Below are 12,061 nucleotides of genomic sequence, written 5' to 3'. Positions count from 1 at the left end.
CGCACGTCCTCCCCTCGCAGCTCCTGGAGAACGCCTTGAAACGAATCCGCGCCTTCGCCGTCGCCGCGCTCTGCGCGGTCGGCCTGCCCGGCCTCGCGCGCGCCGAGACGGTGCGCATCGGCTACTGGAGCTCGGGCATCAGCCTCGGCTTCGGCGCCGTGCTGGAGGCCGGCAAGTTCATGGAGAAGGAGGGCCTGACGGTCGAGTACGTCAAGTTCCCGGACGTGAACGCGCCGACCAAGGCCATGGCCGCCGGGGCGATCGATTTCGCGATCGCGGCGAGCGCCGGGACGGCGCTGAGCGTGACCGCCGACGGCCTGCCGATGAGCATCGTCCTCGCGACCCAGGTGGCCGACCTCGACTTCGTCGTCCCGGAGGACTCGCCGATCAAGGCGATGGCCGACCTCAAGGGCAGGAAGATCGGCACCTCGCCGGCCGGCAGCGGCACTGCCGCCATCGCGGCGGCGATCCTGGAGACCAATCACGGCCTCAAGGCCGCCGACTACCAGGCCGTCCCCGGCAACGATTCCCGGCTGGCGCAATTCCTCGTCCAGAAGGACATCGACGCCGCGGCCCTGCGCACCGTGACCCTCGCGCTCCTGCCGGACGTGAAGCTGCGCCGGCTCGGCACCTTCCGGGAGGAGTGGAAGCGCCTCACCCAGCAGGACGCGCCGCCGGTCCTCGGCGTCGGCCTGATGCGCAATGCCTGGATGACACAGAATCCGGACGCGCCCGCCAAGGTCGTGGCCGCGATGCGCAAGGCCTACGCCTTCGGCCAGGCCGACAAGCCCGGCGTGGCCAAGATCCTGAAGGCGGCCGCGAACCTGAGCGACGCCGACGCCGCCGCCTACGCGGGCCTCTGGGACGGCATCTACACGGTCAGCCTGGAGCCCGCCGACATCGCCTCGCTGAAGCGCGAATTCGACGTGTTCAAAGCGGTCGGCGCCGTCCAGGGCAGCCTGCCGGACACCGCCCTGGTTCCCAGCCCCTACGAGCGGTCGAAGACGATCCCGTAGCCTTTCCGACCTGCAGAAGAGGGTTTCCACGATGGCTCAGACGATGAAGGCGCTCGTGCTGGAGGCGCACGGCGACATCGACACGCTGAAGGTGGTGAACGACTATCCGAGGCCGTCCCCCGGCCCGGGCGAGGTCCTGATCCGGGTCGGCGCGTCCTCGTTCAACTACCACGACGTGTTCACCGTGAAGGGCATGCCCGGCATCAAGGTGCCGATGCCGGTGGTGATCGGCCTCGACATGGCCGGGCAGATCGTCGAGCTCGGCGAAGGCGTCGCGGAGTGGCGCGTCGGCGACCGGGTGCTGGTCAACCCGCTCAACAAGGCCAAGGGCCTGATGGGCGAGATGCTCGACGGCGGCATGGCCGAGTATTGCCGGGTCTCGACGAGCCAGCTCATCGCGATGCCGCCGGACGTGAGCTACGCGGACGCGGCCTCCCTGCCAGTGGCCTACGGCACGGCCCACCGCATGCTGATCACCCACAACACCGTGAAGGCCGGCGACAAGGTCCTGATCCTGGGCGCCAGCGGCGGCGTCGGCACCGGCTGCGTGATGCTGGCCAAGCAGCTCGGCGCCGAGGTGATCGCCTGCGCGGGCAGCGCGGAGAAGATGGCGGCGCTGACGGCCCTCGGGGCCGACCACGTCGTCAACTACCGCGAGACCGACTTCTCCAAGTGGGCGATCCAGCAGTACGGCAAGCCGCAGCGCCGGACCTACGAGGGCGGGGTCGACGTGGTGATCAACTTCACCGGCGGCGACACCTGGGTGCCCTCGCTCAAGTGCCTGAAGCGCGGCGGCACGCTGCTGGTCTGCGGCGCCACCGCGGGGCACGATCCCAAGGAGGATCTCCGCTACATCTGGAGCTTCGAGCTCAAGGTGATCGGCTCGAACAGCTTCTACGACGACAACCTGTCGGCCCTGATGGACATGATCCAGGCCGGCACGCTGAAGCCGACCATCGACAAGCTCCTGCCCCTCGAGGAGGCCGCCGAGGGCCTGCGGATGATCCGCGACCGCGAGGTCATGGGCAAGATCGTCGTCACCCCCTGACACCGCCCGAGGCCGGTCCGCCGCGCGTCCACGCCCCCAGCCCCGCCCGAGGAGATCTCGAAGCCATGTCCGACACCCCCCTTACCAAGGAGCAGGTCGAGGCGCTGCTGCTGCGCGGCCCGTTCCACCAGTGGCTCGGCCTCTCCGTCGTCGCCGTCGGCGATGGGACGATCGAGCTGAAGGCGACGTGGCGGCCGGAATGGGTCGTCAACGCCGAGCGCGGCTACGTCCACGGCGGCATCCTGGCGACGCTGGTCGACCTCACCGCCGATTGGGCGCTGGTCTCCAAGACCGGCCGGGGCGTCCCCACCGTGGATCTGCGGGTCGATTACCACCGGGCCGCGATGCAGGGCGATCTCACCTGCCGCGGCACGGTGGTGAAGTTCGGCAACCAGCTCTCGGTGGCCGAGGCGCAGATCCTCGACCCGGAGGGGCGCCTGCTCGCGAGCGGCCGCGGCGTCTACATGACGGCGCCGCCGAAATGACGGGACCGGCCCCCGGCGCCCCGGCGGACGGGGCCCTCGACCACGTCGTGATCAACGTGCTGCGGCGGATGGACGAGGCGGCGGACCTGTTCGCCGCCCTCGGCTTCCGGCTGACGCCCCGCGGCCACCACTCGCTGGGCTCCATCAACCACCTGATGATGACGGCCGGACCCTACCTCGAACTCGTCGGCCTGCCCGAGACGGGTCCGCAGCGGCAGGACGTTCTGGACAGCCCGTTCGGCCTGAACGGGCTCGTCGTGGCGAGCCGGGACGCCGACGCGACGCATGCCCGCCTCGCCGCGGCGGGGCTCGCGGCCGGGCCGCCCGTCGCCTTCACGCGCCCCGTGACCGTCGACGGCCACGAGGACACGGCCCGGTTCCGCACGGTGCGGGTGCCGGCCGACCGGTTCCCGGCGGGGCGCCTCTACCATTGTGAGCACCTGACCCCGGATCTCGTCTGGCGCCCCGAATGGCTCGACCATCCGAACGGCTTCACGGGGATCGACGCGCTGACGATCGAGAGCCCGGCACCGGAGGCCGACGCCCGTCTCTACGCCGCCGCGAGCGGTGCGCCGGCCGAGGCCGCGGGTGACGGCTGGACCCTCCGGCTCGGGGAGACGCGGGTCGCGATCGTGCCGGGGCCGGCCGGCCGCTTCGCCACCCTGACCCTGCGCTTCCGCAGCCTCGACGCCCTCGAAGCCCGCGCGGGCGCGCTCCCGGAGGCGGCCTGGGTTCGGCACGGGCCGGACGCGGCCACGCTGACGCTACCGGCCTTCGACCTCCGTCTCGTGTGCAGGGCGGCCCCATGACGCGCGCGTCCAAGGGGCCGACCAATCTCGGCGACCTCGTCGACCGGTCCGGGCCGCCGGACAGGCCGCGGATCATCGGCGTCGCCCCCGATGGCGAGCCCGCCGTGATGACCCGCGCCGGCCTCGACGCCCGGGCCGACGCCTTCGCCCGCGGCCTGCTGCGCGGCGGGATCGCCCGCGGCGCGCGGGTCGCGATCCTCGCGGCCAACCGGCCCGACACGATCGCGGCGCTGCTCGGGGCGATGCGCGCCGGCGTGGTCCCGGTCCCGGTCAATCACAAGTTCCCGCCGGCCACGATCGCCGCCGTGCTCGCCGATTGCGGGGCGCGGCTCGTGCTCTGCGACGGCCCGCGCCGGGCGCTGCTGGCCGATCTCGGCCCCGATATCCGGATCGCCGGGTTCGACGATGACGGGCCGGAGGGCTTCGCGGCCTGGCTCGACCCCGGTCTGTTCGTGCCGGTCGTGCCCGAGCCCGACGAGGCGGCCCTGTTCCTCTACACGTCCGGCTCGACGGGCCGGCCGAAGGGCGTGCGGCTGAGCCATGCCAGCCACCTCTGGGTGGCGCGGACCCGCGCCGCGGAGACGGACCTGCGCGACGACCGGCTGCTCGTGGCGGCGCCGCTCTACCACATGAACGCGCTCGCCCTGGCGCTCCTCGTCTGCGCGGCCGGCGCCACGATGGTGCTGCTGCCGCAATTCGAGGCGCGGGCCTACATCGCGGCGATCGACCGGTACCGCTGCACGTGGCTCACCGCCGTGCCGCCGATGATCGCCATGATGCTGCGGGAGCCGGATCTCCTCGCGGAAGCCGACCTCACCGGCGTGCGGACGGTCCGGATGGGCTCGGCGCCGGTCAACGACACCCTCGCCCGGCAGATCCGCGCCCTCCTGCCGAACGCCCGCATCCTCAACGCCTACGGGACCACCGAGGGCGGCCCGGTCGTGTTCGGCGACCATCCGAACGGCCTGCCGACGCCGGTCGCGTCGGTCGGCGTGCCGCATCCCCAGGTGGCCTTGCGCCTCGTCGGACCGGACGCCCCGGAGACCGGGATCCTGCAGATGCGCAGCCCCGCGATCATGCTCGGCTACCACAACCGGCCGGACGTGCCCGTCCCGATCACCGCGGACGGGTTCTACGACACCGGCGACGTCTTCCGCCGCGACGCGGACGGGTTCTTCTACTTCCTCGGGCGGACCGACGACATGTTCGTCTCCGGCGGCGAGAACATCTTTCCGGGCGAGGTCGAGCTGGTGCTGGAGCGCCACCCCGCGGTGCTCCAGGCCTGCGTGGTGCCGGTGGACGACGCCATCAAGGGCACCAAGCCGGTCGCCTTCGTGGTCCGCCGGCCCGGCGCCACCGTCGACGAGGCCGCCCTCAAGGATTACGCGCTCGAACACGCGCCGGCCTACCAGCACCCGCGCCGGGTCTGGTTCGTCGAGGCGCTGCCGCTCGCCTCGACCGGCAAGATCGACCGCGCGGCCCTGCGCCGGCGGGCCGAAGAGGCCGTCCGCGTCCCGTGACCGTGCCGGCCGGAATGGCGCTTGCAGGTTGTGTTCCTGCGGAATGAGCGCCCGCAGAAGGCATCCTCGCGAGGGATCCCGCCCGGCGCACCCGTCCCCGCCCGCCTGCCCCGGAACGCCAGGAGTGACCCCATGCTGCGACGAACCTTCCTCGGCGGTGCCGCCGCCGCGGCCGCCGCGCCCTTCCTTCCGGCCCGCCCGGCCCTCGCCCAGGGCGGCCGGGCGAGCGTCCTGCGCTTCGTGCCGCAATCCGACCTCACCATCGTCGATCCGGTGACGACCACGGCCTACGTCACGCGCAACCACGCGTTGATGGTGTTTGACCAGCTCTACGGCCTCGACGCGCAGTTCACGCCGCAGCCGCAGATGGTCGAGGGCCACACGGTCGAGGAGGACGGGCGGCGCTGGACCTTCCGGCTGCGCGAGGGCCTGAGATTCCACGACGGCGAGCCGGTGCGGGGCCGCGACTGCGTCGCGTCGATCCGGCGGTGGGCGCAACGCGACAGCCTCGGGCAGGCCCTGATGGCGCGCACGGACGCCCTGGAGGCGCCGGACGACCGCACCTTCGTCATCCGCCTGAAGCGGCCCTACGGGCTGATGCTCGAGACGCTGGCGAAGCTCGGTCCGCCGGTCCTCGTCATCATGCCCGAGCGCCTAGCCGCCACCGACCCGGCCCAGCAGATCCCCGAGCTGATCGGCTCCGGGCCGTTCCGGTTCAACACCAAGGAGCGGCTCGTCGGCGCCCGCGTGGTCTACGACCGCAACCCGGACTACCGGCCCCGGGAGAACGGCCCGGTCTCCTGGGTGGCGGGGCCGAAGAGTGTCCATTTCGAGCGGGTCGAGTGGCAGGTCATGCCCGACCCCGGCACCGCCGCGGCCGCCCTTCAGAACGGCGAGGTCGACTGGTGGGAGAACCCGATCAGCGATCTCGTGCCGACGCTGCAGGCCCACCCGCAGATCGCCACGCAGCTCGCCTCGCCGCTCGGCAATCTCGGCACCGGCGTGATGAATCATCTCCATCCGCCCTTCGACAAGCCCGCGGTCCGGCGCGTGGTCCTCGAGGCCCTGTCCCAGGCGGACTTCATGGCGGCGGCCGCCGGCGACGATCCCAAGCTGTGGCGCAAGGATGTCGGCCTGTTCACGCCGGGGACCGCGATGGCCACCGATGCCGGGCTCGACGTGCTCACCCGGCCGCGCGATCTCGCCAAGGCCAAGCGCGACCTCGTGGCGGCCGGCTACAAGGGCGAGCGCGTCGTGCTCATGTCGACGAGCGAGAACCCCGTGCTCGGCGCCCTCGGCGAGATCATGCACGACCTGCTCCAGCGCCTCGGGATGAACGTGCAGTACGTCGTGTCCGACTGGGGCACGCTGGTCACCCGCCGCGCCAGCAAGGCGCCCCCCGACCAGGGCGGCTGGAACATCTTCACCACGACCTGGACCGGCCTCGACATGGCGAACCCGGTCGTGGAGCAGGTCCTGCGCTGCGGCGGCGAGAAGGGTTTCTTCGGCTGGCCGGACCTGCCGGAGCTGGAGAGCCTGCGGGAGGCCTGGATCGAGGCGCCGGACCAGGCGGCCCGCAAGGCGATCGCGGCCCGGATGCAGACCCTGGCGATGCGCGACGTGCCGTACCTGCCGACCGGCCAGTACTTCTACCGGACGGCCTTCCGGCGCGACCTCCGGGACGTGGTCGACGGCCAGTTCGTCTTCTGGAACGCCCGCCGCGCCTGACGGGCGTCGCGTCCTGGCCGCCCGTCGCCGCTCCGGCGGCGGGCCGCTTCGCGGATACGCGCCTCAGTGCGCGAAGACGCCGGCCAGATCCCGGAAACCCTTGATCTCGATCGGATTGCCGCTCGGGTCGAAGAAGAACATCGTGCGCTGCTCGCCGGGCTCGCCGGCGAAGCGGACGACGGGCGGGATGTCGAAGGCGATGCCGGCCGCCTCGACACGGCCGGCGAGCGCCTCCCAGGCGTCGAGCGGCAGCACCACGCCCAGATGCGGCATCATCACCGTGTGGTCGCCGACCTTCCCGCTCCGGGTGGTGGCGAAGGGCTCGCCTAGGTGCAGCGACAGCTGATGGCCGAAGAAGTCGAAGTCGACCCAGGTCTCGGTGCTGCGGCCCTCCTGGCAGCCGAGGACGCCCCCGTAGAAGCGGCGCGCCGCGTCGAGGTCGGTGACGTGGTAGGCGAGGTGGAACGGCGTGAGCATCGACGGTCTCTTGCTGGATGGAGGAGGTGCGGCGCCGTCAGGGCGCCGGATCGGGGGCGCGCGCCGAGACGACGCCGCCGACGAGGTTGCAGGACAGCAGGAACGCGCTGTCGAGAGCACCGCCGCCGGCCGGCACCAGCGCCGTCAGCCGCGCGGCCAGAGCGCTTCGCGCGGCGCGGGCAATGGCCTGGGCCTCCGCGACAGCGACGGCCGCGAACCGGATCGTCTCCCCCGGCCGCACCTGCGCGAGGCGGCCGAGATCCGCCGAGATCACGGTGGCGATCTTCGGGTAGCCGCCGGTGGTGTGGCGGTCGGCCAGCAGGATCAGCGGCCGGCCGTGGCCGGGCACTTGGATCGAGCCGTTCACGATCCCGTCCGAGACGATGTTGAAGCCGTCCGCGTGAGCGATCGGCGGCCCGTCGAGGTGGCAGCCCATCCGGTCCGCCCGCGCCGTGAGGGTGTAGGCTTCGGAGAGGAACGTCCTCAGGCCGTCCTCGGTGAAGCCGTCGGCCTGCGGCCCGAGCACCACCCGGATCGGCCCGCCGAAGGTCGGCCGGTGGGCCGGCGGCAGGGTCAGCGGGCGGTCGCGGGGCGCGGGCGCCGCGAGGGGCAGCAGGTCGCCCGCGGCCAGGGGTTGGCCGTCGAGGCCGCCGAGGCGGGTGCGGGTGTGCGTCGCCACGCTGCCGAGCATCGGCGCGACGGCGAAGCCCCCGGCGACCGCGAGGCAGGCGCGCAGGCCCTGCCGCAGTCCGCCCAGGACGAGCCGGTCGCCCCGCCGCAGGTCGTGGGCCGTGAACGGGTCGAGGGCGCGGCCGTTCAGGCTCATCGCGAAGGGCGCGCCGGCGAGGGCGACGCGGCAGATATCCGTCTCGCAGGCGAGGGTCGGACCGACCATCGCCATCTCGATCACCGCGGCGTCGAGCGGGTTGCCGACGAGGCCGTTGGCCAGGGCCAGCAGGTCGGGGTCCATCGCGCCGGACCCCGAGATGCCGTAGCGCAGGTAGCCCGGCCGCCCGGCATCCTGCAGGGTCGAGGCCACGCCGGGGGCGATGACGCGCAGGCCCTCAGGCATCGATCCGTTCCAGGGTCGCGACGGTCTCGCCGGCGCGCGCGGCCTCGCTGAGGGCGTCGAACGCGGCGCGGTCGATCGGCTCGAACCGGATCAGGTCGCCGGCCGCGAACAGGAACGGCTCGGCCCGGCCCGGATCGTAGGAGCGCGCGGGCGTGCGGCCGATGAGCTGCCAGCCGCTCGGCAGCTCCAGGGGCGGCGAGACGCCGGTCTGGTTCCCGCCGATCGAGACGCTGCCGGCGGGCGTCTTGGGCCGCGGATCGGTGCGCCGGCTCGCGTGGAGCCGGGGATCGAGGCCGCCCAGATAGGCGAAGCCGGGGGCGAACCCGATCATGTAGACGCGGTAGTCGCGGCCGGAATGAAGGGCGATCACCGCCTCCGGGCTGAGCCCGGCCCCGGCGGCGAGGTCGTCGAGGTCGGCGCCGTGCGCGCCGCCGTAATGGACCGGCACCCGCCAGCGGCGCAGCGAGCCCGCCGCCCCGTCCGGCGGCGGCCAGTGCGCGGCGATCAGCGCGGCGAGGTCGGCCCGGGGCAGCAGGTCCGGATCGTAGAGGACGAGGAGCGAGCGGTAGGTCGGCACGGTCTCCAGGAGGCCCGGGCGCCCGGCGCCGCGGAGCGCCGCGTCGAGGGCGATGACCCGGGCGTTGATCGCGGGATCGACCGCGCGGCCGAGCTCCACCGTGAGCGCCCGGTCGCCGCTATCGAGGAGGCGGTAGCCGGGCTCAGACACCGAGCACCTCGGCCATCGGGCGCAGGGCGATCCCCTTGGCGGCGCAGTCGTCGCGCAGGCGGCGGGCCATGGCCACGGCGCCGGGCGTGTCGCCGTGGACGCAGACCGTGTCGATCCGCGTCGGGATGCGCCGCCCGGACAGGCAGGTGATCGCCCCGTCCTCCAGCATCCGCGCCACGCGCTGCGAGACGGAATCGGGATCGTGCAGCACGGCGCCGGGGAGCTTGCGCGAGACCAGGGTGCCGTCATCCGCGTAGGCGCGGTCGGCGTAGATCTCGCGCGCGATCGGCAGCCCGAGCTTCTCGCCGGCCCGCTCGGTCTCCAGGCCCGGCATGACCACGAAGATCAGGTCGCGGTCGAGGGTGCGGATCGCCCGGGCCACCGCCAGAGCGAGGTCGGCATCCTCGTTGGCCATGTTGCCCATGGCCCCGTGGGTCTTCACGTGGCGCACCGGGCAGCCGGCATCCTGCGCCAGCGCCAGCAGCGCGCCGACCTGGTAGAGCACCGCCTTCTCGATGTCGGCGGGGCGCTCGCCGTGGATCGGCCGCCGGCCGAAGCCCCAGAGGTCGAGGAAGCTCGGATGGGCGCCGGCCTGCACGCCGTTCGCGGCGGCGCGGCTCAGGGTCTCGTGCATCACCAGCGGGTCGCCGGCGTGGAAGCCGCAGGCGATGTTGGCCGAGGTCGCCACGGTCAGCATCTCGGCGTCGTCGCCCAGACGGTAGACGCCGAAGCCCTCGCCCATGTCGCAGTTCAGATCGACGATCATCGGTGCATCCCTTCTCTCGCGCGGGGTCAGGCTTCGGCGACCAGGTGGGCCACCAGGGTGGCGGCGGCGCACAGATCCGCGATCCGCATCGCCTCGTCCGGGTTGTGGCTGCCGTTCTGGTTGCGGATGAAGATCATCGTGCTCGGCACGCCCTGGCCGGCCAGCGTCGCGGTGTCGTGCCCCGCCCCGCTCGCCATCGTGCGGAACGGCGTCCCGAGCCGGCGCGCGTGGCCGGACAGGGCCTCGACCAGCGCGGCGCTCATCCGCGCCGGCGTGCTGCCGGTCCGCTCGCCCAGCACGAAGCGTACCGAGCGGACGGCCTCGATGGCGGCGATATGCTCGGCGAGCGCCGCCTCGACCCGGTCGAGAACGGCCGGCTCGGTGCTGCGCACGTCGAGGCAGAAGCGGACTTCGCCGGGGATCTTGGCGAAGGCGTGCTGAACCGGGTCGGTGGCGACCTCGCCCAGCGTGATCGTGGCCGGGCAGCCCTCCGCCTCCAGCCTGCCCCAGAGCGCGTCCAGGCCGGTGATCAGGTCGGCGAGGGCGAAGACGGCGTCGCTGCGGTCGCCCCGCGCCACGGCGCCGGAATGGCCGTAGCGGCCGAAGCAGGCCGCCTTGCGGTAGCGGAAGCTGCCGCTGATCGCCGTGACGAAGCCCACGGGGAGCCCGGCCGCCTCCAGCGCCGGGCCCTGCTCGATGTGCATCTCGACGAAGCCGTGGATCCGCGCCGGATCGAGGAGCCGCTCGCCCCGCGCCACCGCCCCCGGCCGCAGGCCGAGTTCGGCCATGTGGTCGCGCAGGCTCCGGCCGGTATCGGCGCGGGGCAGGTCGAGCACCTCCGGCGGCAGCAGGCCGAGCGCGGCCCGGCTGCCGACGTAGGAGGCCGGGAACCACACGCTCTCCTCGGCCCGGAACACCGCCACCGTCACGGGACGCGCCGGCACGATCCCAGCCCGGCGCAGGGCCTCCACGGCCGCGAGGCCGCCGATCACGCCCGCCGCCCCGTCGAAATTGCCCCCGTGGGGCACCGTGTCGACGTGAGAGCCGACCATCCAGGGCGCCAGTGCCGGGTCGCGGCCCGCCATCGTCAGGAACAGGTTGCCGGCCGCGTCGGTCTCGGCGGCGAGCCCGAGTGCCAGCCCGGTGGCTCGCATCAGGGCGTGGGCGCGCTCCTCGCCGACGCCGTAGGCCGCCCGCGTCACGCCCGGCGCGTCCTCGCTGAAGCTCAGGAGCTCGGCGAACAGGCCCGCGCAGAGATCCGGATCGATCGCGAGCCGGGTCATGCCGGCTGCCGCGCGGGTCCGACCCGGTCCATCGGCTGAACAATGAGGCACGCGCCCGGCGCAGTCGCGAAGGGAATACCGGGATCCGGAAGTTCGATGACCATGTCGGAGGCAGCCATGCTCAAAAATACCGCTTGAATGCCGGCGGTATACCGGTTCTGCTAAGGCATCCCATCCGATTTGGCAATGTAAAACGTCGGCGGATGGAAAATTAAATCTCTATATTGAGAGATTTTATGAACGATAAAACAGCAACATAATGCGATCTGCGTGCGGATCTAAGCATCGATCCGCGAAGCGACTGCAAAACATCAGGTTTAACGATGGCTCAGACCGAGACGGCCGCGCCCCCGCTCCTGAAGATCAGGAAGCTGCACAAGAGCTACGGCACCAACGAGGTCCTGAAGGGCATCTCCCTCGACATCCGAGAGGGCGAGGTCGTGTCGATCATCGGTGCGAGCGGCTCGGGCAAGAGCACGTTCCTGCGCTGCCTGAACCTCATGGAGACGCCGACCTCCGGCTTCATGGATTTCGAGCGCTTCGCCTTCGACTACGAGCAGGGCGCCCGCCGCCAGCCGACGCCGCAGCAGCTCTGCGAGTTGCGGGCGCGGATCGGCATGGTCTTCCAGAGCTACAATCTCTGGCCGCACATGACCGTGCTGGAGAACGTCATCGAGGCGCCGATCCGGGTACGTCGGATGCCGCGCCGGCAGGCCGTCGCGGAGGCGGAGGCGCTGCTCCAGCGCATCGGCCTCTACGAGAAGCGGCACGCCTACCCGTCGAAGCTCTCGGGCGGGCAGCAGCAGCGCGTGGCGATCGTGCGCGCCCTGGCGATGGCGCCCAAGGTGATGCTGTTCGACGAGGTGACCTCGGCCCTCGATCCGGAGCTGGTCGGCGAGGTGCTGGCGCTGATGGGCTCCCTCGCGGCGGACGGGATGACGATGCTGCTCGTCACCCACGAGATGGCCTTCGCCCGGGATGTCGGCACCCGCACCCTGTTCTTCGACGGCGGCGTGATCGCCGAGGACGGGCCGCCCGACGCCATCATCGGCGCGCCCCGGAGCGAGCGGCTGCGCCAGTTCCTCCGGCGCGTCCTGCACCAGCCCGCCGCGCCGGGACAGACGGCGTGA

At 72.4% G+C, this 12,061-nt stretch carries 12 protein-coding genes; 7 read left to right on the top strand and 5 right to left on the bottom strand.

Annotated features, from left to right (window positions below):
- Positions 1-35 precede the first annotated feature (35 nt).
- The 6 genes from ACQKQD_RS26450 (at position 36) to ACQKQD_RS26425 (ending at position 6,606) form a co-directional block, all read left to right on the top strand.
- Positions 36-1,016, top strand: a complete 981-nt coding sequence (locus tag ACQKQD_RS26450) for an ABC transporter substrate-binding protein (protein WP_427510015.1) — start codon at positions 36-38, stop codon at positions 1,014-1,016.
- Positions 1,017-1,047: 31 nt separating this feature from the next.
- Positions 1,048-2,064 carry a quinone oxidoreductase family protein gene (locus ACQKQD_RS26445; protein WP_427510014.1) on the top strand — a complete coding sequence of 339 codons (1,017 nt, stop codon included), beginning with the start codon at positions 1,048-1,050 and terminating at the stop codon, positions 2,062-2,064.
- 65 nt (positions 2,065-2,129) lie between these two features.
- Positions 2,130-2,549, top strand: coding sequence for a PaaI family thioesterase (locus tag ACQKQD_RS26440; protein ID WP_020094480.1), 420 nt, complete (start codon positions 2,130-2,132; stop codon positions 2,547-2,549).
- Entirely contained in the window at positions 2,546-3,358 is an 813-nt protein-coding gene (locus tag ACQKQD_RS26435; protein ID WP_427510013.1) for a VOC family protein, read from the top strand. Before ACQKQD_RS26440 ends, ACQKQD_RS26435 begins: the two co-directional genes overlap by 4 nt.
- Entirely contained in the window at positions 3,355-4,878 is a 1,524-nt protein-coding gene (locus ACQKQD_RS26430; protein ID WP_427510012.1) for a class I adenylate-forming enzyme family protein, read from the top strand. The genes ACQKQD_RS26435 and ACQKQD_RS26430 overlap by 4 nt, the downstream gene beginning before the upstream one ends.
- 132 nt (positions 4,879-5,010) lie before the next feature.
- Positions 5,011-6,606 carry an ABC transporter substrate-binding protein gene (locus ACQKQD_RS26425; protein ID WP_427510011.1) on the top strand — a complete coding sequence of 532 codons (1,596 nt, stop codon included), beginning with the start codon at positions 5,011-5,013 and terminating at the stop codon, positions 6,604-6,606.
- Between the two features lie 63 nt (positions 6,607-6,669).
- On the opposite strand, the gene ACQKQD_RS26420 is transcribed toward ACQKQD_RS26425, so the two are convergent.
- Genes ACQKQD_RS26420 through ACQKQD_RS26400 form a run of 5 tightly spaced genes read right to left on the bottom strand, consistent with a single transcriptional unit; the run spans position 6,670 to position 10,931 of the window.
- The gene (locus ACQKQD_RS26420; protein ID WP_012329553.1) at positions 6,670-7,083 is read right to left on the bottom strand and encodes a VOC family protein; all 414 of its coding nucleotides are present in this window, start codon (positions 7,081-7,083) and stop codon (positions 6,670-6,672) included.
- 37 nt (positions 7,084-7,120) lie between these two features.
- Complete coding sequence (locus ACQKQD_RS26415) at positions 7,121-8,155, bottom strand: biotin-dependent carboxyltransferase family protein (RefSeq protein WP_427510010.1); 1,035 nt, start codon at positions 8,153-8,155, stop codon at positions 7,121-7,123.
- Positions 8,148-8,882 (bottom strand): 5-oxoprolinase subunit PxpB, encoded by a 735-nt coding sequence (gene pxpB / locus ACQKQD_RS26410; RefSeq protein WP_132368724.1) that lies wholly within the window; start codon positions 8,880-8,882, stop codon positions 8,148-8,150. Before pxpB ends, ACQKQD_RS26415 begins: the two co-directional genes overlap by 8 nt.
- Positions 8,875-9,648 (bottom strand): LamB/YcsF family protein, encoded by a 774-nt coding sequence (locus tag ACQKQD_RS26405; RefSeq protein WP_427510009.1) that lies wholly within the window; start codon positions 9,646-9,648, stop codon positions 8,875-8,877. The genes pxpB and ACQKQD_RS26405 overlap by 8 nt, the downstream gene beginning before the upstream one ends.
- 26 nt (positions 9,649-9,674) lie before the next feature.
- Positions 9,675-10,931 (bottom strand): Zn-dependent hydrolase, encoded by a 1,257-nt coding sequence (locus ACQKQD_RS26400; protein WP_103985112.1) that lies wholly within the window; start codon positions 10,929-10,931, stop codon positions 9,675-9,677.
- Between the two features lie 323 nt (positions 10,932-11,254).
- Between ACQKQD_RS26400 and ACQKQD_RS26395 the strand changes: the two genes are divergently transcribed.
- The gene (locus ACQKQD_RS26395; protein WP_056527014.1) at positions 11,255-12,061 is read left to right on the top strand and encodes an amino acid ABC transporter ATP-binding protein; all 807 of its coding nucleotides are present in this window, start codon (positions 11,255-11,257) and stop codon (positions 12,059-12,061) included.

The sequence above is a fragment of the Methylobacterium sp. NPDC080182 genome, assembly GCF_050281105.1.
Lineage (GTDB): Bacteria > Pseudomonadota > Alphaproteobacteria > Rhizobiales > Beijerinckiaceae > Methylobacterium.
The sequence above is the reverse complement of the archived record's forward strand: the minus strand, read 5'-3'. Positions and strand labels throughout refer to the sequence as shown.